Source organism: Rhizobium leguminosarum, assembly GCF_019798305.1.
Lineage (GTDB): Bacteria > Pseudomonadota > Alphaproteobacteria > Rhizobiales > Rhizobiaceae > Rhizobium > Rhizobium leguminosarum_U.
In genome coordinates this window covers 34,504-55,880 of sequence record NZ_JAAXDD010000002.1, presented here as the reverse complement: position 1 = coordinate 55,880, position 21,377 = coordinate 34,504, and the positions used below count along the sequence as shown (strand labels likewise).

Sequence of the window (21,377 nt, the reverse complement as noted above, 5' to 3'; positions counted from 1 at the left end):
CCGATGCATCTGCTTCTGGCTCAACAGGGAACGATCGGCGACGGCGAGGAGGCAATCGACCTCGGGCAGACGCCGGGCGACATCCTGTTCCTGTCGGCGGCCGACAGCGAGCTTGCCGCGATCGCCGACGCCCATCGCGATCGCCGGACAGTATCTTCGCTGAGGCTCGCCAGCCTGATGAGCCTCAAGCATCCGATGTCGGTCGATACCTATGTCGAGCGCACGGCGCGGCATGCCAAGCTGATCATCGTCCGCGCACTCGGCGGCGCCAGCTATTTCCACTATGCGCTGGAAGCGCTGCATGCGACTGCCGCCCGCGCCGGTGCGCTGATCGCCGTGCTGCCGGGCGATGCCAGGCCGGATGCGGGGCTGGTACCGTTCTCCAATGTTGATCTGGACGATCTCAACGCGCTCTGGGCCTATCTGATCGAGGGCGGCGATGCCAATACGCAGGCCTTTCTCGACTATGCCGAGGCGATGCTGGCGGATGGCGAAAAGCCTGCGCCGGCGGTGCCGCTGATGAAGGCCGGCATCTGGTGGCCGGGGCGGGGGTTGATTGGGGTTGAGGAGTGGCGGCGGGTTGCTGCGACACCTTCACAGATGTCTTTGGGTGTGGCACCCCCCTCTGTCCTGCCGGACATCTCCCCCACAAGGGGGGAGATCGGCAAGTCGCTTGGGCTTCCTGCACAAGAACCGTTTGAAAATGCCTCAACACCTTCGGCGCATGAGATGGAGCGAGGCCTCTCATCCTTGATCTCCCCCACTGTGGGGGAGATGTCCGGCAGGACAGAGGGGGGTATCTCAAGTTCGGCGGAAGAGGTGGCGTTCGAACCGTCTTCCCCCATCGTCGCCATCAGCTTCTACCGCGCGCTCGTCCAAAGCGGCGAGACCGGGCCGATCGAAGCTCTGATCGAAGAGTTGACGACACTCGGCCTGCGCCCGCTGCCGGTCTTTGCCTATAGCCTCAAGGATCCGGTTTCCACAGGCATTCTCGAAAGCGTATTTTCGGCGCTGAAACCTGATGTCGTCATCAACACGACGGGCTTTGCCGTCTCGGCACCGGGGGCGGACCGGCAGCCGACGGTGCTGGAGGCGAATGAGGCGGTCGTGCTGCAGGCGATCCTGTCGGCCACGTCGAGGGAGGCATGGCTCTCTTCCTCGCAAGGCTTGTCGGCGCGCGATCTCGGCATGAACGTGGCACTGCCTGAAGTCGATGGCCGGGTGCTGGCGCGGGCGATCTCCTTCAAGACGGCGGCGCGCTACGATGCGCTGGTCGAGACGAATATTGTCGCCAGCGAACCGGATGCTGGCCGGGTGCATTATACTGCGGAGCTTGCCGCCAATTGGGCGCGGCTGCGGAAGAGGTCAGCGCGCGACCGGCGCATCGCGCTCATCATGGCGAATTATCCGAACCGGGACGGTCGGCTCGGCAACGGCGTCGGCTTGGATACGCCGGCCGGCACCATCGAGGTGCTTCGCGCCATACGATCGGCAGGTTATCCGGTCGCCGAGATTCCCGCCGACGGCGATGCGCTGATCCGCCACCTGATGGAAGGGCCGACCAATTCCGGTTCCGACGGAAAGATCATCCGCGAAACGCTTTCCCTGAGTCTGTACAACAGCTTCCTGGAATCTCTTCCCAATAAGATTCAGGATGAGGTGAGAGCCCGCTGGGGCAATCCGCAAGACGATCCATATTTTCGCGAGGGCGTCTTCGCCCTGCCTTTCGCGCGTTTCGGCGAGGTACTCGTCGGCATCCAGCCGGCACGCGGCTATAATATCGATCCGAAAGAGAGCTATCATTCGCCGGATCTCGTGCCGCCGCACGGTTATCTCGCCTTCTACGCTTTCCTGCGCCGCGAATTCGGCGCCCATGCCGTCATCCATATGGGCAAGCACGGCAACCTCGAATGGCTGCCGGGCAAGGCGTTGGCGCTGTCGGAAAGCTGTTATCCCGAGGCTATTCTCGGGCCGCTGCCGCACCTTTATCCCTTCATCGTCAACGATCCCGGCGAGGGCACGCAGGCCAAGCGCCGAAGTGCTGCTGTGATCATCGATCATCTGACCCCGCCTTTGACCCGGGCCGAGAGCTATGGGCCGCTGAAGGATATGGAGGCGCTGGTCGACGAATATTACGAGGCGTCTGGCGGCGATCCCCGCCGCATCCGGCTGCTCAGCCGCCAGATCCTCGATCTCGTGACCGATATCGGTCTCGACCGGGATGCCGGTATCGCCAAGGGCGAAAGCGAGGGCGAGGCGCTGAAGAAGCTCGACGCCTATCTCTGCGACCTCAAGGAAATGCAGATCCGCGATGGGCTGCATGTGTTCGGCGTGTCGCCCGAGGGGCGGCTCTTGACGGACCTGACCGTGGCGCTGGCGCGGGTACCGCGTGGGCTGGGTGAGGGTGGGGATGCGAGTCTGCAGCGGGCGATTGCGGCGGATGCGGGAGTGGGCGGCGGCGTGCGGGGGTCACCCCCCTCAGTCCTGCCGGACATCTCCCCCACAAGGGGGGAGATCGGGGATGAAGGGTCTCGCTCCATATCCACGGCCGAAGTTGCGGCATCCTCCAACGTTCTTTTTGCGGGAAACCCAGGCGACTTGCGGATCTCCCCCCTTGTGGGGGAGATGTCCGGCAGGACAGAGGGGGGTGCCTCCATCTTCGACCCTCTCGACTGCAACATGGCCGCTCCTTGGGCCGGTCCGCGTCCTGAGATTCTCGCCGATATCCTCGATGCCCCATGGCGAACGAACGGCGACACGGTCGAGCGCATCGAACTGCTCGCCTCAAAGTTCGTCTCCGGAGAGATAGAGTGCCCGGCCTTCTGGTCCCAAACCGGGTTGGTGCTGTCCGAGATCGAAACCCGCCTCAAGCCTTCCATCCTCGCCTGCGGCCCCGCCGAAATCGAAGCTCTGCTCAAGGGCCTCGACGGCCGCTTTGTCGCGCCCGGACCCTCCGGTGCGCCGACGCGCGGGCGTCCTGACGTACTGCCGACCGGACGGAATTTCTACTCCGTCGACAGCCGTGCGGTGCCGACGCCGGCCGCCTATGAACTCGGCAAGAAATCCGCGGAGCTGCTGGTGCGCCGCTACGTGCAGGATCACGGTGAGTGGCCTGTTTCCTTCGGGCTGACGGCCTGGGGCACGTCGAATATGCGCACCGGCGGCGATGATATCGCCCAAGCCCTGGCGCTGATCGGCGTCAAGCCGCTCTGGGACATGAGCTCGCGCCGTGTCACCGGCTACGAGATCATTCCGCCGGCGATGCTCGGGCGGCCGCGCGTTGATGTGACGCTCCGCATTTCCGGCTTCTTCCGGGATGCCTTTCCCGAGCAGATCGCACTGTTCGACAAGGCGATCCGCGCTGTCGGCGCGCTAGAGGAGGATGCTGCCGGCAATCCCATTGCCGAGCGCATGCGCGGCGAGGCGGCAAGGCTTGGTGCCGCCGGCCTGGACGAAGTCTCGGCAAAGCGCCGGGCGGGCTACCGCGTTTTCGGTTCGAGGCCCGGCGCCTATGGCGCCGGGCTGCAGGCGCTGATCGATGAAAAGGGCTGGGAGCGGCGCGCCGATCTCGCCGAGGCCTATCTCGTCTGGGGCAGCTATGCCTACGGCGCCGGCGAGGAGGGCAGGGCCGAACGCGGCCTGTTCGAGGAGCGGCTGCGCTCGGTGCAGGCCGTGATCCAGAACCAGGACAATCGCGAGCACGACCTGCTCGACAGCGACGACTATTACCAGTTCGAGGGCGGCATGGCCGCCGCCGCCGAGCAGCTCGCCGGCGCGCGCCCTTCGATCTATCATAACGACCATTCCAGGCCGGAAAAGCCGGTGATCCGTTCGTTGGAAGAGGAGATCGGGCGCGTCGTGCGCGGCCGCGTCGTCAATCCGAAGTGGATATCGGGCGTCATGCGCCACGGCTACAAGGGTGCCGCCGAGATCGCTGCCACCGTCGATTATCTCTTCGCCTTCGCAGCAACGACAGGTGCGGTCGGCGAACATCATTTCGAGGCGGTTTACCAGGCTTTCGTTGGCGATCCCGGCGTGCGCGATTTCATGATCGAGAAGAACCCGGCGGCGTTCGACGAGATGAAGGAGCGGCTGCTCGAAGCGATCGACCGTAGCCTCTGGACGCCGCGCAGCAATTCGGCCCGGTTCGACCTGGCTGCTACACAACAGAATGAGGTGACCCAATGAGCGACGAGACCCCTGATAGCGAGATCGCAGGAGGCGGAGTTGGCAAGGACGATGCGCGCCATGCCGAGAAGATGGCGAAGAAGAAGAACGCGCGCGACAAGATCATGGCGACCAAAACGGACGGCAAGGGGCTGATCATCGTCCATACCGGCAAGGGCAAGGGCAAGTCGTCCGCCGCCTTCGGTATGATCTTCCGTCACATCGCCCACGGCAAGCCGTCGGCCGTCGTGCAGTTCATCAAGGGCGCAATGTGGACTGGCGAGCGTGACCTGATCGAGAAGCATTTCTCCGATCTCTGCCAGTTCCACACGATGGGCGAGGGCTTCACCTGGGAAACCCAGGACCGCGCTCGCGATGTCGCGGCAGCGTCGGCCGCCTGGGAAAAGGCCAAGGAGCTGATCCGCGACGAGCGCAATTCCATGGTGCTGCTCGACGAGATCAACATCGCGCTACGCTATGACTATCTCGACGTCAACGATGTCGTCGCTTTCCTGAAGAGCGAGAAGCCCCATATGACGCATGTCGTGCTGACCGGGCGCAACGCCAAGGAGGAACTGATCGAGATCGCCGACCTGGTGACCGAGATGGAACTCGTCAAACACCCCTTCCGCTCCGGCATCAAGGGCCAGCCGGGTGTAGAGTTCTGAACATCAGGATCGGCTCCTGTCGGCAAAGCGCGCCAGCAGCGTTGTGGGCCTCGCGCTCTCCTCTAAACATTCACGTGAGAGAGTGTCCGTTGGAATTTTGGTTGGCTATTCGGCATGGATGAAATCCGATTCGACACCGCTCGGCGCCTCGTGCTCGGGCTCGGCTGCGAGCGTGGCACGCCGGCAGAGGAGATGCTGGCGCTAGCCGAGCAGGCGCTTCGTAGGGCCGGGGTCAGTGGGGAGGCGCTGGCGGCCGTTGCCTCGATCGATAGCCGTAGGAGCGAGCCGGCGGTGCTTGCGGTGGCGGCGCATTTCTCGGTGCCGGCGGTATTCTTTAGCGCCGCACGGCTGGAAGGGGAGACGCCGCGGCTGAAGAACCCGTCGGAGATCGTCTTTGCCCGCGTCGGCTGCCATGGCGTTGCGGAGGCGGCAGCGTTAGCGGCAGCGGGCGCCTCGGCCGAGCTTGCGGTTGCCAAGATCAAATCTGCGCATGCGACGGCGGCATTGGCACAGCGGGTCGCGGAATTCGTATCAAATCAATAAAATAGAGCATGATGTCGTCTGAAAACCGCTCACACTTTTCAGCATCATTCTCTGGCGTTATGGTTGCGCAGTTCGCGGCGCCGCCCGGCTGCTTCACGATTCACATCTAGAGGATATCTCATGCACAAGGTCATCTATGACACTGACCCTGGCGTCGACGACGCCATGGCGCTTCTCTTCCTGCATCGTCATCCCGAAATCGACCTTCTCGGCATCACCACGGTTTTCGGCAACGCCTCGGTCGAGACGACGACGCGCAATGCGCTCTTCCTCAAGCGCGAATGGAATATTCCCGCACCCGTTTCCAAAGGCGCCAGCGTCACCATTGATTCCTCGCGCGCGGAGCGGCCGTGGCCGGCCATGGTGCATGGCGACAACGGCCTCGGTGATATCGACGTGCCCGAGATGATCGACCTGCCGCTCGATCCGCGCCCGGCGCATCGCTTTATCATTGACACGGTCCGCGCCCATCCGGGTGAAGTGCGACTCGTCGCCGTTGGCCGAATGACCAACCTGGCGCTGGCGCTGAAGGAAGATCCCGAGATTGCGACGCTGGCCAAGGACGTCGTCATCATGGGCGGCAATTTCTATGTGCCGGGCAATGTCTCGCCGGTCGCCGAGGCCAATATCCACGGTGATCCTGAGGCTGCCGACATCGTCATGACCGCGCCCTGGAAGGTCGCCGTCATTGGCCTCGACGTCACCGCGATCACCACGATGAGCCGCAGCTATCTCGGCGAGATGGCGGCCAGGGGTGACAAGGCAGTCAAGCAGCTCGACGCACTCTCGCAGTCCTACATCGATTTCTACAAACACGCGGTTGAAGACGGCATGATGGTGCATGATAGCTGCGCCTGCGTCTATGTCGTGGTGCCGGAGCTGTTCTCATCGATATCGGGTGCGGTGCGCGTCGTCTGCGGCGGCATCGCCGACGGTCAGACGATCGTCAGGCCGGACGGCCGGCGTTTTCCGCCGGGCGACTGGGACGGCTTGCCGAGCCAGATCGTCTGCACCGGCATCGAGTCAGAGAAGGTCATCGACCTCATCCGCGACACGCTGCTTGCTGCCTGACCGCTTGGGAGCCGGCTGCGGCGCAGCCGGCTCTGCGACAATACCACAATAATTCATAGTGTTATTCGAAATTCCCGAGGATTTGACTCCGCTTCCTCGCAAAGTGAGTCATGGTCATCTCAGCAACTTCGAGTGAGGCGGTGCTGACGGCGTTGACCTTACCCCTTACGGGGCCTAGATCAGCGGGATGATCAATGCCGCATTCTCCCATCTTCCGGTGCTTGAGCCGGGTAACGTCTGGCTCGTCGGCGCCGGTCCCGGCGATCCCGGCCTTTTGACGCTGCTTGCCGCCAAGGGGCTTTCCGAGGCCGACGTCATCGTCCACGATGCGCTGGTCAACGAGGAATGCCTGGGGCTGACGCGGCCGGAAACGCTGGTGGAATATGCCGGCAAGCGCGGCGGCAAGCCTTCGGCGAAACAGCGCGACATTTCGTTGCGGCTGGTGGAACTGGCGCGCGCCGGCAAGCGGGTGCTGCGGCTGAAGGGCGGCGATCCCTTCGTCTTCGGCCGCGGCGGTGAGGAGGCGCTGACGCTGGTCGAACACAATATCCCCTTCCGCATCGTGCCCGGCATCACCGCCGGTATCGGTGGGCTCGCCTATGCCGGCATTCCGGTGACGCATCGCGACATCAACCATGCCGTGACCTTCCTCACCGGTCATGATTCCTCCGGCATCGTGCCCGACAGAATCAACTGGGAGGCGATCGGCCGCGGTTCGCCCGTCATCGTCATGTACATGGCGATGAAACATATCGCCGAGATCAGCGCCCGCCTGATGGCCGCCGGCCGGCTGCCGTCAGAACCCGTTGCCTTCGTCTGCAATGCCGCCACCGGCCGGCAGCAGGTGCTGGAAACGACGCTTGGAGAGGCGACCGAGGCCGTTGCTGTCTCCGGGCTGGAGCCGCCGGCGGTGGTCGTCGTCGGCGAGGTGGTGCGGCTGAGGGCCTCGCTCGACTGGCTCGGCGCACTCGCTGGACGGCGGCTGCAACCCGATCCGTTTCGCCGGTCCGGCAGGGTGCGAGCATGAGCGGCCTCCTGATCGCAGCCCCTTCCTCCGGTGCCGGCAAGACGACGGTAACGCTCGGGTTGCTCCGAGCGCTTCGCCGGCGCGGCATTGCGGTCGCGCCCGGCAAAGCCGGCCCCGACTATATCGATCCCGCCTTCCATGCGGCGGCGAGTGGCACGCTCTGCCTGAATTTCGATCCCTGGGCGATGCGTGGGGAATTGATCTCGGCCAATGCCGCCCTTCACCGCTCCGGCGACCGCATTCTCGTCATCGAGGCGATGATGGGGCTTTTCGACGGAGCAGCCGACGGGCGGGGCACGGCAGCCGATCTTGCCGCCCAGCTCGGCCTTTCCGTGGTGCTCGTCGTCGACGCCTCGCGCATGTCGCAATCGGTGGCGCCGCTGGTTTCCGGTTTTGCCGGTTTCCGTGCCGATGTCCGCGTTGCCGGCGTCATCCTCAACAAGGTCGGCAGCGACCGCCACGAGGCGATGCTGCGGCAGGCGCTGGAGGCTATCCGCATGCCCGTCATCGCCGTCATCGGCAACGACAAACGGCTTTCCCTGCCGGAGCGCCATCTCGGGCTGGTCCAGGCCGGCGAACATGCCAGGCTCGACGCATTCATCGACCATGCGGCGGATGCGGTCTCCGAGGAATGCAATTTTGAGTTCCTGCTGCGCATCGCAAAGCAGGGGCTCAACCGGCCGTCGGCCGCCAATATCGACCGGTTGCCGCCGCTGGGCGCACGCATCGCCGTGGCCCGCGATGTCGCCTTTGCCTTTTCCTACGAGCATATGCTGCTCGGCTGGCGCCGCCGGGGTGCTGCGATCTCCTTTTTCTCGCCGCTCGCCGACGAGGCGCCGGCTTTGGATGCTGATGCGATCTATCTGCCCGGCGGTTATCCAGAGCTGCATGCCGGACGACTTGCAGAGGCGCAGAATTTCCGCGCCGGCATGCTCGATGCGGCAGCGCGCAACATCCGGATCTATGGCGAGTGCGGCGGCTACATGGTGCTTGGCGACGGGCTGATCGATGCGGAGGGGCAGCGCCACGAAATGCTCGGCCTGCTGCCCGTCGTCACCAGTTATGCGGAGCGAAAGCGCCATCTCGGCTATCGCCGTGTTGTGCCGCTCGACGGCGCCTTCTTCGCGCGGATGATGACGGCCCATGAATTCCACTATTCCAGCGTCGTCTCAGAGGGCGAGGGCAAGCGGCTTTTTCAAGTGCAGGATGCGCTCGGAACCGATCTCGGCATGGCCGGGCTGCGGCGCGAGCAGGTGGCGGGCTCCTACATGCATCTGATCGATCTGGCCGGAGCCTCCGCATGAGCACACCGATCACCCATGGCGGTGGCATCGCCGTGGCCGCCGCCGCGTTCGGCGGCAGCCCGGAAGACTGGCTCGATCTTTCCACAGGCATCAATCCGTGCCCCGTCCCGCTGCCTGACATTCCGGCGCGAGCCTGGCACCGCCTGCCGGACAGGCACCTCGTCGATGAGGCAAGGCGCGCGGCGCGCGACCACTACGGCAGCGGCGAGATTCTGCCACTACCAGTGCCCGGCACACAATCGGTGATCCAGCTTCTGCCACGTCTGGTCGAGGCGGGCAGGCTGGTTGGCGTCACGGGCGAGCGAGTCGATATGACGGACAACAGGATCGCCGTGACGGACGATAGCATCGCCGTGACGGACAACAAGGTTGCCGTGATATCGCCGACCTATGGCGAGTATGCGCGCGCCTTCGCCTCGGCCGGTTTTGCCGTCGATGCGGTCGACGATATTGCTGCGATCGGAGCCGGGCATAGGCTGGCTGTCATCGTCAATCCGAACAATCCTGATGGGCTGGCATGGCGGGCCGAAATGCTGATTGCCCTGCATGGCAGGATGAAGGCAGCAGGCGGGTTTCTTGTCGTCGATGAAGCCTTCGGTGATACCGATCCAGCGCTCAGCCTTGCATCCCGTGCGCCGCAGCTTTCGAACCTCATCATATTCCGCTCCTTTGGCAAGTTCTTTGGACTTGCCGGCCTCCGGCTCGGTTTTGCGATTGCGCGCGGCGATATTCTCGCGCGTTTCGAAGACTGGCTCGGACCTTGGGCGGTCTCCGGACCGGCCCTTTCGATTGCAGGTTCGCTGCTGCGATCGGACGTTTCTGCTATCCGCAGCCGCATCAATGAACGTTGCACCGGCCTGCATGCAATGCTGAACGGCGCGGGGTTGCGGATGGCTGGAGGAACGGCACTCTTCACCCTTGTCGCCGATGCGAGAGCCGGCGACATTTACACGCATCTCTGCCGCCATCATATTCTCGTCCGCAAGTTCGACTATGCGCCGAATTGGCTGCGTTTCGGGCTGACGCCCGATCCGGCGGCAGACAGGCGGCTTGGCGAAGCCCTTCAGAGATTTGAGCGATGACGATCGACGAAAACCTTCTCGTACTGCTTCTGGCGCTGCTGCTCGACCGGATCGCCGGCGATCCGCAATGGCTGTGGTCGCGGATGCCGCATCCCGTCGTCGTCTTCGGCGCGGCAATCTCCTATGCCGACCGGCAGCTCAACCCAGCAAGCCTCTCGGGCTCGCAACGCCGAATGAACGGTATCGCCGCCATCGTGGGGCTGCTTCTTTTGACGCTGGCCGCAGGCTTCGCGTTCAACCGGTTCTTCGCGCTGTTTGGCCTTGTCGGCATCTTGCTGGAGACCGGGCTGGTGGCGATCTTCCTGGCGCAGAAAAGCCTTGCCGATCACGTCGCGGCCGTCGTCGTCGCGCTACGCGACGAGGGGCTTGCCGGTGGGCAGGCCGCCGTCTCCCGCATCGTCGGACGCGATCCCGAGACGCTGGACGAGCCAGCCGTCTGCCGCGCGGCGATTGAAAGCCTCGCCGAGAATTTCTCCGACGGCGTCGTCGCGCCGGCGCTCTGGTATGCCGTCTTCGGCCTGCCGGGGCTCTTCGCCTACAAGATGCTGAACACGGCGGATTCGATGATCGGCCATAAGTCGGAAAAATACATCGACTTCGGCTGGGCTGCCGCCCGACTCGACGATGTCGCCAACTGGCCGGCCGCGCGCCTCTCCATCCTGCTGATTGCCGCCGGCGCCTGGATCCGGCGGGGAACAAGCGCCGGCCGTGAGGCGATACGCGTGGCGATGCGCGACGGGGCCCTGCACCGCTCGCCGAATTCCGGCCGGCCGGAGGCGGCCATGGCGGGGGCGCTGAACGTCCAACTCGCCGGGCCGCGCATCTATGGCGGCGTCATCGTGCGCGAACCGATGATCAACGACACCGGCCGCGACATGGCGACGTCGGGCGACATCGAGGACGGCGTATCGGTATTCTACGCCGGTTGCATGGTACTCGCCGGGGTCACCTTCGGGCTGTTTTTGTGTTTTCTGTAGTTTGATCCATGGGGCGGGATGTAGGGTTGTGCCGCGGCACCCCCCCTCTGCCCTGCCGGGCATCTCCCCCACAAGGAGGGAGATCGGCAGGAGGTTGGATCGTCGGTCACTTTCTGCCGGCAGAGAATGGCAATGCCGTCGTTGTTTGGGGAAACCGTTGCGCCCAGCCAGTCTCCCCACCTGTGGGGGAGATGCCCGGCAGGGCAGAGGGGGCGACACGGCACACCCAAGCTGCCCGGTAGACAGCTCCCACTCAAACGTTTATTCCGACCGCCTCATATCTCCATCAGACCGGAAGCAGAGCGATGACAGTTCAGGTTGAATTACCGTGCCCGAAGTGCAAGAGCACCAAGATGAAGTTCGAGCGGCCCGAGATCCGGGAGACCGACATCATCACCTGTGCGGCCTGCGGGCATAATCTCGGCACGATGGCCTCGATCCGCGAGAAGATGAACAAGGCCTACCAAGGGCTCAAGAAACCTTCGGCGGCGCGCAAACTCCAGTGAGGCAGGTGCCGCTATCTTCCGGCGCCAGCTCCCGCTTTGGCTCGTTAAAATTGTGATTACCATTCGGATTAAAGCAATATAATAAGTATTGCCGTAGTCTCTCTTTCGTGAGAGCGCAATTAAGCTGCGCGAGTTCGAAGAGGGGTTATGATGAAGACGATTTTGGCGGCTGCGGCCGCAAATTTATTGCTGCAGTTTTCTCCCGTTGCCGCTCAGGCAGCAACGCTGGTCGCCAATATTAGCATCGGCAAGCAGATGATGACCGTTTCCGAGAACGGCTTTGTCAAGTATCGCTGGAAGGTCTCAACCGCGCGCAACGGCTATGTCACGCCGACCGGTTCGTGGAGCGCCAAGTGGCTGTCGCGCGATCATCGCTCGCGCAAATACGACAATGCGCCGATGCCGTTTGCGGTTTTCTTCAACGGCGGTTACGCTGTTCACGCCACCTTCGATTTGAAGCGTCTGGGCAGGCCAGCCTCGCATGGCTGCGTTCGCCTGCATCCCGATAATGCCGCCCAGTTCTTCTCGCTGGCGCGACAGGCTGGCCTCGCCAATACCCGCGTCGTGATCACGCGCTGATCCCGGATCAGCGCCTGACCCCGATATTCGCAGTTGATTCCGCTCTATGCGCTGATCATTCGCTCCAGCTCATCCATGTCGGGCACGATGATATGTCGGAAGTTCTCGATGCGAATGACGCCGCTCTTGCGCAGCCTGGTCATCTGGCGGCTGACGGTTTCGATCGTCATCCCGAGAAAATCGGCGATCTCGGCGCGGGACAGCGGCAGTTCGAAATCGGTGCTCGTGGCGGTCTGCGGTTCGGCGTGTGTGGCGATCAGGTAAAGCAGGCTTGCGACTTTCTCGCCTGCGGTGCGCCGGCCGAGGGTCAGCATCCATTCGCGCGCGGCGTCCAGCTCCTTTAGCGCCTGATCGTGCAGTCTGCGCTGCAGTTCCGGCGCCTCCGATATCATCCGGTCGAGCAGGTTGCGCGGGAAGACGCAGATTTCAGCATCGGTCGCAGCCTCGGCCGACAGCGTGCTTTCGCGCACGAATGGCCTGCCGACGAAATCGGGGGCGAATTGCAGGCCGACGATTTGCTGGCGCCCGTCCGGCATCACCTTGCAGAGCTTCACCACCCCGCGCATGATGTTCGAATAAAAAGAGCTTTCCGCCCCTTGAGCGATGATCTCGCTGCCGGCGTCGACCGTGCGGCGCAGCGAGTGGCGGCCGAGCTCCCGGAGCTGGCTGCTGGACAAGGCGCCGCAGACGACGCCGTGCCGCGCCTGGCAGGAACGACAGGCGACGAGAGTGCCGGCGTCAAGAACCTCACTGCGTGCAACGTCCATATCGTGATTCCTTCGAAATCCGCGCATGCCGGGCGTAGCTGCGCATGCCGGCATGTTGGGTATACCCTAGACGATTACGCCGCGATTGCGGGTTCGGCTATCCCGATTTCTTCCAGCGCGGCTTGATCATTATCAATTTCGCCGGGATCGCGATTTGATCCAGATCAAAGTTTCCGTGCCATTGCTGTTGTTGAAGCGCCTGCGTCGACCCCAGACCGTCCGCGGCTATGATTCGGACGGCTTCTTCGCCCCGTCGGCGGGGCGGGCTTTCTAAAGCGGCATCGCCTCGCGCCCTGGTGATGGCAAATGCCGGCATTCCATTGCTGTTTAGGCAACACCAGCCGGCAAATTGCCGCAACGCCGGGACGAAAGCATTGGCTTTTGAAATGGATTTGCCTATGAGGGGGTTTAAATCGTCATTTCATGAGGTACAGCGCGTGACCGCTACATTCGATAAAGTTGCCGACATTATTGCAGAAACCAGCGAGATCGACCGCGCGACGATCACGCCGGAGAGCCATACGATCGACGACCTCGGTATCGACAGCCTTGATTTCCTCGACATCGTCTTTGCGATCGACAAGGAATTCGGCATCAAGATCCCGCTCGAAAAGTGGACGCAGGAAGTCAACGAAGGCAAGGTTTCCACCGAAGAATACTTCGTGCTGAAGAATCTCTGCGCCAAGATCGACGAGCTCAAAGCAGCCAAGGCCTGAGCGACATTACCGTCTTTTTTGAACGCCCTGCCGCCCTGAATATGGCGGCCGGGCGGTTTCGTTCCTAACTAGTGCATGCCGCCCAAAAGTGCGCAGCGGTTTTGGGACAACGGCATGCATAAAAACAAAGACCTAAAGTGCGAACCAGACGCGCTTTAGGCGTCACCGGCGGGCGGATCTGGCCTGTCGGGCCGGAGGATCCGAATGCTGCTGGAATATTTCCAGATGATTGACCGCGTCGAAGCGGTGGACCTGAAGAAGGGCACGCTTAAGGCGCGATCCGTCGTGCCGGCCAAGAGCCCCGTCTTCGAGGGTCATTTTCCCGGCCTGCCGCTCGTTCCCGGCGTGCTGCTGATCGAGACCATGGCGCAGGCCTCCGGCATGCTGGTGCTTGCCGTCACCAATTTTGCCGCCATGCCCTTCCTGATGACAGTCGACGGCGCCAAGATGCGCACATTCGTCGAACCGGAAGCCGTGCTCGACATCGAGGCGGTGCTCGAGCATGACGGTTCTGGTTTCGCAGTCACCAAGGCTAAGATCACCAGCGGCGGCAAGAAGGTCTGCGATGCGCAGCTGAAACTGCGCACCATGCCGTTTTCCGAGGTGCCGCTCGGCGACATCGTGAAGAAACGTGCCGGCGAGATCGGGCTTCTCGAAGCGATCGCGGCGCAGGGAGTGATTGGATGAGCAAGGCTGCAAACGACGTCGTCATCTCGGGCATCGGCATCGTCACCTGTCAGGGCGTCGGCAAGGATGCGCATATCGCGCTGCTTTCGGCTGCCAGTGCGCCGAAAGCGATCGTCGAGACCGAAAAGTTCAAGCCCTATCCGGTGCATTCGCTACCCGAGATCGACTGGTCGCAGCAGATTGCCAAACGCGGCGACCAGCGCCAGATGGAGAACTGGCAGCGCATCGGCGTTTTCGCCGCCGGCCTAGCGCTCGACGATGCCGGCTTCAAGGACGATATCGAGGCCTGCGGCACGATGGACATGATCGTGGCAGCCGGCGGCGGCGAGCGCGATATCAATGTCGACACACTGATCGTCGATGAGGCGCTGAAGCGCAATGACCGCGAATTGCTGCTCAACGAGAAGCTGACGACCGAGCTGAGGCCGACGTTGTTCCTCGCCCAGCTTTCCAACCTGCTCGCCGGCAATATCTCGATCGTGCACAAGGTTACCGGCTCGTCGCGCACCTTCATGGGCGAGGAAGCAGCCGGCATATCCGCCGTCGAGACCGCCTTTTACCGTATCAAGTCAGGCGAATCCTCGCATGCGCTTGTTGGAGGCGCCTTCGCGGCCGAACGGCCGGACATGATCCTGCTCACCGAGGCGATCGGCGCCCATGCGCGCGGCGACTGGGTGCCGCTCTGGTCGCGCAAGTCGAGCGACGGCGGCGGCATGATCACCGGTTCGGCAGGCGCCTTCCTGGTGCTCGAATCGCGCAAACATGCTAGCGCCCGCGGCGCCCATATCTATGCCGTCATAGACGCGGTCGAGGGTGATCGCGGCAACCGCAATTCCGGCAATCTCGAAGTCCGGCTGGAGCGGCTTTTGGCACCGGCTGCCGGGCTTGCCACTGAGAGCACGGCGATCTTTTCCGGATCGACCGGCATGCACGATCTGGCCGCCCGCGAGCGGGCGGTGCTCGAACATCAATTGCCGGACGTTGCGATCCGTGGCTTCGGCGGCGTTACCGGCCACACGATCGAGACGCAGTTCACGCTGGGTCTGGCGCTCGCAGCCCTAGCCGTCGATGGCAAGGCCAAGGTTCCACCTTTCGATGCCGCCCATGAGGCGCCGATGCGGGCAGGCGCCACCGCCGCCGTCGTGACCACGGTCGGACACCAGCGCGGCGAGGGCGTTGCCGTTCTTTCCGCAGATGCGTGAGGAGTGAGAGATATGACAGCTTCCGTTTATAGAGATCACCTCGGCCGGCCGATCGTGGCTGTTACCGGCATGGGCATCATCACCTCGCTCGGCCAGGGCCTCAGCGACAACTGGGCAGCGCTTTCGTCAGGCACGTCCGGCATCCACGAGATCAACCGCTTCCCGACCGAGGGCCTGTCTACGCGGATCGCCGGCACCGTCGATTTCATCGGAATTCCGGTGCCGAACGCCGTCGAGCGCTCCTATGCCTTTGCCCGCGAAACGACGATCGAGGCGCTCGCCGATGCCGGCCTTTCCGGCGATTTCAATGGCCCGCTATTCCTCGCCGCTCCGCCGATCGAGCCAGAGTGGAGCGCGCGCTTCGAACTTGCCGATCGTTCGCCGGCCTCCGACCATCCGGGTGACGCCTACGAGCGCTTCCTGACGGCGCTGCGCCAGCGTCCGGACCCGGCCTTCCATGAAGCAGCCCTGTTCGGCGCGATTTCCGAGCGCCTTGCCGACCGGTTCGGCACCCGCGGCCTGCCCGTCACGCTGTCGACCGCCTGCGCCTCCGGCGTCACGGCGATCCAGCTCGGCATCGAGGCAATCCGCCAGGGCCGCACGGATCGCGCGCTGACGGTCGCGACCGACGGGTCGCTTAGTGCCGAAGCGCTGATCCGCTTCTCGCTGCTCTCAGCCCTTTCGACGCAGAACGATCCGCCGACCAAGGCTTCCAAGCCATTCAGCAAGGATCGTGACGGCTTCGTCATCGCCGAAGGTGCGGCGACCCTGGTGCTGGAATCGCTGGAATCAGCAGTCGCCCGCGGCGCCAAGGTACTCGGCATCATGAAGGGCGCCGGCGACAAAGCCGACAGCTTCCACCGCACCCGGTCCTCGCCCGATGGTGGCCCGGCGATCGCAACGATCCGCGCGGCGCTTGCCGATGCCGGCATCGACGAGAGCGGCATCGGCTACATCAATGCGCACGGCACCTCGACGCCGGAGAACGACAAAATGGAATATGGGGCGATGTCGGCCGTCTTCGGCGAACGGATCGTCGGCATTCCGGTTTCGTCGAACAAGTCGATGATCGGCCACACTCTGACGGCGGCGGGCGCCGTCGAGGCGGTGTTCTCGCTGCAGACGATGTTGACCGGAACGCTGCCGCCAACCATCAACTACAACAACCCCGATCCGTCGATCGTTCTCGATGTCGTGCCGAACAAGAAGCGGGAAGCTCAGGTTTCAGCGGTGCTTTCCAACTCCTTCGGCTTCGGCGGGCAGAATGCCAGCCTTGTCATGGCGCTCGAACCGGCTTAAGCGGTTCCCGACAATTTTTATGACAAGAAGAACGCCTTTCAAGGCGAAGGATATTGCCATGCGCGCTTTGCAACTGATCGACGACCGCAAGCTTGAGATCACCGATCTGCCGGAACCGGACGCTCCTGGTGCCGGCGAGGTGACACTGCGCGTCAAGGCGGTGGCGCTCAACCATATCGACGTCTGGGGCTGGCGCGGCATGGCGTTTGCCAAGCGCAAGATGCCGCTGGTTATCGGTGCGGAAGCTTCCGGCGTTGTCGAAGCGATCGGACCCGGCGTGGCGAACGTGCTGCCCGGCCAGCTGGTGGCGATCTATGGCGCGCGCACCTGTGGCCTCTGCCGCCCCTGCCGCGAAGGCCGCGACAATCTCTGCGAACATGTCTCCGGCGTGCACGGCTTCCATCTCGACGGCTTTGCGCAGGAGAAGGTCAACCTGCCGGCGCGCCTATTGGTGCCTGCCCCTCCCGGTGTCGATGCGATCGGCGCGGCGCTTGCTCCGGTCACTTTCGGCACGGTCGAGCACATGCTGTTCGACAACGCCAAGCTTGAGCCGGGTGAAACGATCCTCGTCCATGCCGGCGGCTCCGGCATCGGCACGGCTGCGATCCAGCTTGCCAAGAAGATCGGGTGCACCGTCATCACCACGGTCGGTTCGGACGACAAGATCGAAAAGGCAAAGGCGCTCGGCGCCGATCACGTCATCAACTACCGCACCGAGCGTTTCGAAGGCGTGGTGCGCAAACTCACCAAGAAGAAGGGCGTCGACGTCGTCTTCGAACATGTCGGCAAGGACACCTGGGCAGGCTCGATGCTCTGCATGAAGCGCGGCGGACGCCTCGTCACCTGCGGCTCGACCTCGGGTGTTTCCACAGAGATGAACCTGATGATGCTGTTCCAGCAGCAGCTGAAGCTCTTCGGCTCCTTCGGCTGCCGCATGGAGAACATGGCGGATGCGATGCAGAAGATGGGCCGCGGGCTCGTCCATCCCGTCATCGATACCGAGGTCAGCTTCAGCGATATCGATCGGGCGCTGGAGCGGATGGAATCGCGCCAGATCTTCGGCAAGATCATCCTGAAGATGGATTGACCGCGTGAAGCTGTTCATCACCCGGATCGTTCTGGCGCTCAGGAATTTCCAGCAATGGCTGGTGGCTCAGGTGATGTTCGGCTTCCTGAATTTCCTGAAGCTGTTTCCGGCCGATGGCGCGATCCGCTTCGCCGACAGGATGATGCGCCGCCTCGGCCGGCTGACCAGCCGCCACAGACTGATGCTGACCAATCTGCGCAATGCCTTCCCTGAGAAGAGCGAGGCCGAGATCGGGGAGATCGCGCTCGCCAGCTGGGGCAATATGGGCCGGCTTGCGGCCGAATACGTCTTCCTCGACCAGCTGTTCGACTATGATCCCGAAAAGTCGGAGCCGGGCAGGGTGGAGGTTTCGGGCGTCCCGATCTTCCTCGACCTGCGCGACAATCCGCGCCCCTTCATCGTCTTTACCGGCCATACCGCCAATTTCGAGCTGCTTCCGGTGGCGGGTGCCGCCTTCGGGCTCACCGTGACCGTGCTCTTTCGGCCGCCGAACAATCCTTATGTCGCCAGGAAGGTGTTCGACTTCAGAAGCGCCCGCATGGGCAGGCTGGTGCCGTCGCATGCCGGCTCCTCCTTCGCGCTTGCCCGTCAGCTCGAAGCAGGACAGGGCGTGGGCGTGCTGGTCGACCAGAAATTCCGGAAAGGGCTGAAGGGCACCTTCTTCGGACGCGAGGTCAAGACCAATCCTCTGCTGCCGAAGTTGGTGCGCCAGTTCGACTGCGAGGTCTATCCGGCGCGCTGCATCCGTCTGCCCGGAAATCGCTACCGGCTGGAAATCGAGCCGCGGCTGGACATGCCGCGCGACGCTAAAGGCAATCTCGACCTGCCGGCCGCGGCCCAGCTGCTCAACGACAAGGTGGAAAGCTGGGTGCGGGAATATCCGGAACAGTGGCTCTGGTATCACGACCGCTGGCAGATCAAACAGACGCTCGCGCCTTAGAATAGGATGATCTAAAATAATAGTTGGAGCGTGATGTCGCGCGAAAACCGCTCACACTTTCGGCATCATGCTGCAAAAACGTCCACCCTCATTTATCAGCGGTGAAAAGCGGCAGGTGCTCTCGGGTTGAAACTGAGGGCACTTCATGTTACCCGTCACCACCAAGACGCGAATAATGTCTACCGGAAGGCGCATTTTTGGGAAATGCAGCCATGTGAGGTTTCGGACTCGTCTCTTGGGACAATGGGAGTGGTGGCGTCTTGCTGGAGCTTTTTCGAGCTTTTTCCTTGCGTTGCGTGCAAATCGAGGTAGCCATACGCTTGGGCGACGACCAGCGCGTCACGGCGCTCGACCGCCATGTCGAGCCGCTGGTCGAGGCAATCCTCGCCTGCAGGGCAGTCAATCTGCTCGAAGTCTACATGCAACTGCAGTTTGTGAGCCACCTGATTAGCCAGGATGCCGACGACAGCGCCAGCGTTACGGAGCACACGTCGGTGCTTTCCTATCTGCTCGACCGCTATTTCGGGGCGCATGGGCCGGACTGGCGCGTGCCTTCGCCGCAGGATGTGCGCATCGAGCCGCCGCCCGCCTATGTGCCTGATACCGACAATGGCCAGTTCCTCAACGCGGTAATCCTCGAAAGCCTGCCGGATCGCGTGGCGGTGCTGACCAGGGACTATCGCTACCTCTATTCCAATCCGGCCAACAGCGCCCATCTCAACAGGAAGCCGATGGAGCTCATCGGCCGCCACCTTTCCGAGTTCATCGGCGAGGAGCGGTTTGCCGAATGCGCCAAGCACAAGCTCGACGCCTGTTTTGCCGGTGACCAGATCGACTATACCTATGAGCGCCCAAACGGCAGCGGCGGGTCGCGGCAGGTGCGCTGTCGCATGTCGCCGCTGCGCGATGCGGGCGGCACGGTGATCGGCGCCGTGCTCGTCATGGAAGATCTCGATCGGCTGTCGCAGGCTGCCTGATCCCGGTCGGCGGCCTAAGGCAGCCTGACCAACTCGGCTGCCTTAGACAGTCTGGTTAGGCAGCCGCCCAGACGGCGAGCTCGTAACCGTCGCGGTCGAGGAAGTGGAAGCGACGGCCGCCGGGGAAATCGGTGATCGGCCTGCAGATCGTGCCGCCGGCTCTTTCGACTGAGGTCAGCACTTCTTCCAGATCATTGGCATAGACGACGACCAGCGGGCCGCCCCCCGTTCGCACCGGTCCGAAATCGGTAAAGCCTCCCTTCAGCCGGCCATCGTCGAATTCGCAATAGTTCGGGCCGTAATCGGTGAAACGCCAGCCGAAGGCCGAGCCGTAAAAGGCTTTGGCGGCAGCGATGTCGGCGACGTTGAATTCGACATAGTCGATACGGCGATCGTGGTTTTCTGTCTTCTCGGCCATCTATCTCTCCATCAGGGCTTTCAGCATGGCGAGATCCTTCTCGACATGGGCGGCATCGGCGGAAAACTGCGCGTCGGTCATGCCGGGCAGACGCAGCAGCGTGAACATGACCTCGCAGCCATCGCCGTTCGGCACGATGCGCAAGGCATTATAAACCCTGAGGCCGGATTCGATCGTTACCGTATGGTCGATCACGCCGAATTCATTGGCAGGCACGAAGCTCACCTTGACGCTGCCAAGAGTGCCGTGGGCAATCCAGTCGGCGCCGTGCGGTTCGAGGCCGGTCGCAAGGCCGGAAGCCCAGAGCGGCATGTTCTCCGGTTTGCCGGCGAAATCATAGACGTCGCGCCAGTCGCGCTCGATCGACAGGTGGATGATTTTCGCGGGCATTGTCGTCATCGGCTGCAGGTCCCTGTCATTTGGTTTCGTCAGAATAACAGACCTGCCGGCAGCGTCTTGAACAAAACGGTCAGTCGGCTCTTTGCCGCCGCATGCTGAGCTGGTCGAGAATGACCGCGGGCGTCAGCGTCGAGAGTTCGCCGACCTCGCGCGTCATGTGGGGCTGGTCGGCAAAGCCCGCTTCGAGCGCAAGGCGGGCAAGCGGCATCGTGTCCGACCTGCGGCAGATGTCGAGGAAACCCTGGAACCGGCGGATCCGTTCCAGCGTCTTTGCGCCATAGCCGAAATGGTGGTGGCAGCGGCGGCGCAGCTGCCTTTCGCTCGTGCCGAGCCTGTCGAGCAGGCCGGATGCCGGGCGACCGCTGTTGGCGGCGGCGAAGATCACGGCAGCCTCTCGGGCGGGCTCTTCCTCATGGCGCGCGGCCTCTTCGAGCAAGCGGCCAAACAGCGCCGTGGCGGCTGAGGGGTCGGGACAATCCGCAAGCCGCGCCTCGAATTCGGCAGTGTCCTTCCGGCCGATGTCATCGAGGCGTACCGAGCAGCCGACCAGCGCAGAGAGCGGCGTCTTCAGCCAGGATGCTGCGGCGCCGGGCGCAAAACGTGCGCCTATGACAGTCGCGCCCGGCCGAATGACGGGAAAGGCCGCCGTCCTGTCGGGACCGGCGACAACGAGCCGGCCGTCGATCCAGAGGAGATCGCAATAACCGTCCGGCACGATCGCCACCATTGCCGGCGGTCCGTCATGGAGCGCATGCGACCAGAGGCGGCTGAAATGGCGTCGCAGCGTCGGCGGCGGCATAGACTCACGATAGCAGCCGGCGCGGGCCGCCAGGAGAGCCGTCTCTTTTCGTTTTCCCAATGCCAATGCGATATCTCCCGAGGCACTGATGATACCATGAGATAGGGCATTGCGGGCGGGACGCGCGAAAAACTTGCGGCTTCGCATTAAGCGGCAGCTGGT

At 63.2% G+C, this 21,377-nt stretch carries 21 protein-coding genes; 17 read left to right on the top strand and 4 right to left on the bottom strand.

Features of this window, described 5'->3' with window-relative positions:
• Nucleotides 1–3: 3 nt before the first annotated feature.
• The 10 genes from cobN to HFO99_RS03545 all read left to right on the top strand — a co-directional run bounded on the left by cobN (nt 4) and on the right by HFO99_RS03545 (nt 11,924).
• The gene (gene cobN / locus HFO99_RS03590) at nt 4–4,188 is read left to right on the top strand and encodes a cobaltochelatase subunit CobN (RefSeq protein ID WP_222359330.1); all 4,185 of its coding nucleotides are present in this window, start codon (nt 4–6) and stop codon (nt 4,186–4,188) included.
• Complete coding sequence (gene cobO / locus HFO99_RS03585; protein ID WP_222359328.1) at nt 4,185–4,835, top strand: cob(I)yrinic acid a,c-diamide adenosyltransferase; 651 nt, start codon at nt 4,185–4,187, stop codon at nt 4,833–4,835. The genes cobN and cobO overlap by 4 nt, the downstream gene beginning before the upstream one ends.
• A 114-nt stretch (nt 4,836–4,949) precedes the next feature.
• Nucleotides 4,950–5,378 carry a cobalamin biosynthesis protein gene (locus HFO99_RS03580; protein WP_222359327.1) on the top strand — a complete coding sequence of 143 codons (429 nt, stop codon included), beginning with the start codon at nt 4,950–4,952 and terminating at the stop codon, nt 5,376–5,378.
• A 120-nt stretch (nt 5,379–5,498) separates the two neighbouring features.
• Entirely contained in the window at nt 5,499–6,449 is a 951-nt protein-coding gene (locus tag HFO99_RS03575; protein ID WP_222359326.1) for a nucleoside hydrolase, read from the top strand.
• A gap of 187 nt (nt 6,450–6,636) precedes the next feature.
• Nucleotides 6,637–7,476, top strand: coding sequence for a uroporphyrinogen-III C-methyltransferase (cobA, locus tag HFO99_RS03570; RefSeq protein ID WP_222359325.1), 840 nt, complete (start codon nt 6,637–6,639; stop codon nt 7,474–7,476).
• Complete coding sequence (locus tag HFO99_RS03565) at nt 7,473–8,780, top strand: cobyrinate a,c-diamide synthase (protein ID WP_222359324.1); 1,308 nt, start codon at nt 7,473–7,475, stop codon at nt 8,778–8,780. Before cobA ends, HFO99_RS03565 begins: the two co-directional genes overlap by 4 nt.
• Nucleotides 8,777–9,862, top strand: coding sequence for a threonine-phosphate decarboxylase (locus tag HFO99_RS03560; protein WP_222359323.1), 1,086 nt, complete (start codon nt 8,777–8,779; stop codon nt 9,860–9,862). The genes HFO99_RS03565 and HFO99_RS03560 overlap by 4 nt, the downstream gene beginning before the upstream one ends.
• On the top strand, nt 9,859–10,839 hold the full coding sequence (gene cbiB / locus HFO99_RS03555) for an adenosylcobinamide-phosphate synthase CbiB (RefSeq protein ID WP_222336071.1): 981 nt from the start codon (nt 9,859–9,861) through the stop codon (nt 10,837–10,839). Before HFO99_RS03560 ends, cbiB begins: the two co-directional genes overlap by 4 nt.
• Before the next feature lie 305 nt (nt 10,840–11,144).
• Nucleotides 11,145–11,345, top strand: coding sequence for a hypothetical protein (locus HFO99_RS03550; protein ID WP_018074603.1), 201 nt, complete (start codon nt 11,145–11,147; stop codon nt 11,343–11,345).
• A gap of 147 nt (nt 11,346–11,492) precedes the next feature.
• On the top strand, nt 11,493–11,924 hold the full coding sequence (locus tag HFO99_RS03545; protein WP_222359322.1) for a L,D-transpeptidase: 432 nt from the start codon (nt 11,493–11,495) through the stop codon (nt 11,922–11,924).
• Between the two features lie 44 nt (nt 11,925–11,968).
• Here HFO99_RS03545 and HFO99_RS03540 read toward each other — a convergent pair whose 3' ends face one another.
• The gene (locus HFO99_RS03540; protein WP_222359321.1) at nt 11,969–12,691 is read right to left on the bottom strand and encodes a Crp/Fnr family transcriptional regulator; all 723 of its coding nucleotides are present in this window, start codon (nt 12,689–12,691) and stop codon (nt 11,969–11,971) included.
• A 437-nt stretch (nt 12,692–13,128) separates the two neighbouring features.
• Here HFO99_RS03540 and HFO99_RS03535 point away from each other — a divergent pair, with 437 nt between their 5' ends.
• From HFO99_RS03535 to HFO99_RS03505, 7 genes are all read left to right on the top strand, one after another.
• Complete coding sequence (locus HFO99_RS03535; protein ID WP_003540486.1) at nt 13,129–13,407, top strand: acyl carrier protein; 279 nt, start codon at nt 13,129–13,131, stop codon at nt 13,405–13,407.
• A 204-nt stretch (nt 13,408–13,611) separates the two neighbouring features.
• Complete coding sequence (locus HFO99_RS03530; protein WP_222359320.1) at nt 13,612–14,094, top strand: 3-hydroxyacyl-ACP dehydratase FabZ family protein; 483 nt, start codon at nt 13,612–13,614, stop codon at nt 14,092–14,094.
• A complete protein-coding gene (locus HFO99_RS03525; protein ID WP_222336068.1) occupies nt 14,091–15,296 on the top strand; it encodes a beta-ketoacyl-ACP synthase in 1,206 nt (401 codons plus the stop codon). Before HFO99_RS03530 ends, HFO99_RS03525 begins: the two co-directional genes overlap by 4 nt.
• A gap of 12 nt (nt 15,297–15,308) precedes the next feature.
• Nucleotides 15,309–16,595, top strand: a complete 1,287-nt coding sequence (locus HFO99_RS03520; RefSeq protein WP_017964662.1) for a beta-ketoacyl-ACP synthase — start codon at nt 15,309–15,311, stop codon at nt 16,593–16,595.
• A gap of 58 nt (nt 16,596–16,653) precedes the next feature.
• Nucleotides 16,654–17,682, top strand: coding sequence for a zinc-binding dehydrogenase (locus tag HFO99_RS03515; protein ID WP_222359318.1), 1,029 nt, complete (start codon nt 16,654–16,656; stop codon nt 17,680–17,682).
• A gap of 4 nt (nt 17,683–17,686) precedes the next feature.
• Nucleotides 17,687–18,622, top strand: a complete 936-nt coding sequence (locus HFO99_RS03510) for a lipid A biosynthesis lauroyl acyltransferase (RefSeq protein ID WP_222359316.1) — start codon at nt 17,687–17,689, stop codon at nt 18,620–18,622.
• 260 nt (nt 18,623–18,882) lie between these two features.
• Nucleotides 18,883–19,599 carry a PAS domain-containing protein gene (locus HFO99_RS03505; RefSeq protein ID WP_222359314.1) on the top strand — a complete coding sequence of 239 codons (717 nt, stop codon included), beginning with the start codon at nt 18,883–18,885 and terminating at the stop codon, nt 19,597–19,599.
• 55 nt (nt 19,600–19,654) lie between these two features.
• Here HFO99_RS03505 and HFO99_RS03500 read toward each other — a convergent pair whose 3' ends face one another.
• From HFO99_RS03500 to HFO99_RS03490, 3 genes are all read right to left on the bottom strand, one after another.
• Nucleotides 19,655–20,017, bottom strand: coding sequence for a VOC family protein (locus tag HFO99_RS03500; protein ID WP_017964658.1), 363 nt, complete (start codon nt 20,015–20,017; stop codon nt 19,655–19,657).
• On the bottom strand, nt 20,018–20,416 hold the full coding sequence (locus tag HFO99_RS03495) for an SRPBCC family protein (protein WP_164578022.1): 399 nt from the start codon (nt 20,414–20,416) through the stop codon (nt 20,018–20,020). It lies immediately after the preceding gene.
• Nucleotides 20,417–20,486: 70 nt separating this feature from the next.
• Nucleotides 20,487–21,281 carry a helix-turn-helix domain-containing protein gene (locus HFO99_RS03490; protein WP_222359312.1) on the bottom strand — a complete coding sequence of 265 codons (795 nt, stop codon included), beginning with the start codon at nt 21,279–21,281 and terminating at the stop codon, nt 20,487–20,489.
• Between the last annotated feature and the right edge of the window lie 96 nt (nt 21,282–21,377).

Bases quoted from the DNA above. Each gene is read 5' to 3' on its own strand.
- HFO99_RS03530 (WP_222359320.1), top strand. From the start codon at position 13,612: ATGCTGCTGGAATATTTCCAGATGATTGACCGCGTCGAAGCGGTGGAC.
- cobN (WP_222359330.1), top strand. From the start codon at position 4: ATGCATCTGCTTCTGGCTCAACAGGGAACGATCGGCGACGGCGAGGAG.
- cobA (WP_222359325.1), top strand. From the start codon at position 6,637: ATGATCAATGCCGCATTCTCCCATCTTCCGGTGCTTGAGCCGGGTAAC.
- HFO99_RS03495 (WP_164578022.1), bottom strand. From the start codon at position 20,416: ATGACGACAATGCCCGCGAAAATCATCCACCTGTCGATCGAGCGCGAC.
- HFO99_RS03575 (WP_222359326.1), top strand. From the start codon at position 5,499: ATGCACAAGGTCATCTATGACACTGACCCTGGCGTCGACGACGCCATG.
- HFO99_RS03520 (WP_017964662.1), top strand. From the start codon at position 15,309: ATGACAGCTTCCGTTTATAGAGATCACCTCGGCCGGCCGATCGTGGCT.
- HFO99_RS03525 (WP_222336068.1), top strand. From the start codon at position 14,091: ATGAGCAAGGCTGCAAACGACGTCGTCATCTCGGGCATCGGCATCGTC.
- HFO99_RS03565 (WP_222359324.1), top strand. From the start codon at position 7,473: ATGAGCGGCCTCCTGATCGCAGCCCCTTCCTCCGGTGCCGGCAAGACG.
- HFO99_RS03540 (WP_222359321.1), bottom strand. From the start codon at position 12,691: ATGGACGTTGCACGCAGTGAGGTTCTTGACGCCGGCACTCTCGTCGCC.
- HFO99_RS03545 (WP_222359322.1), top strand. From the start codon at position 11,493: ATGATGAAGACGATTTTGGCGGCTGCGGCCGCAAATTTATTGCTGCAG.
- cbiB (WP_222336071.1), top strand. From the start codon at position 9,859: ATGACGATCGACGAAAACCTTCTCGTACTGCTTCTGGCGCTGCTGCTC.
- HFO99_RS03500 (WP_017964658.1), bottom strand. From the start codon at position 20,017: ATGGCCGAGAAGACAGAAAACCACGATCGCCGTATCGACTATGTCGAA.
- HFO99_RS03580 (WP_222359327.1), top strand. From the start codon at position 4,950: ATGGATGAAATCCGATTCGACACCGCTCGGCGCCTCGTGCTCGGGCTC.
- HFO99_RS03515 (WP_222359318.1), top strand. From the start codon at position 16,654: ATGCGCGCTTTGCAACTGATCGACGACCGCAAGCTTGAGATCACCGAT.
- HFO99_RS03560 (WP_222359323.1), top strand. From the start codon at position 8,777: ATGAGCACACCGATCACCCATGGCGGTGGCATCGCCGTGGCCGCCGCC.
- HFO99_RS03550 (WP_018074603.1), top strand. From the start codon at position 11,145: ATGACAGTTCAGGTTGAATTACCGTGCCCGAAGTGCAAGAGCACCAAG.
- cobO (WP_222359328.1), top strand. From the start codon at position 4,185: ATGAGCGACGAGACCCCTGATAGCGAGATCGCAGGAGGCGGAGTTGGC.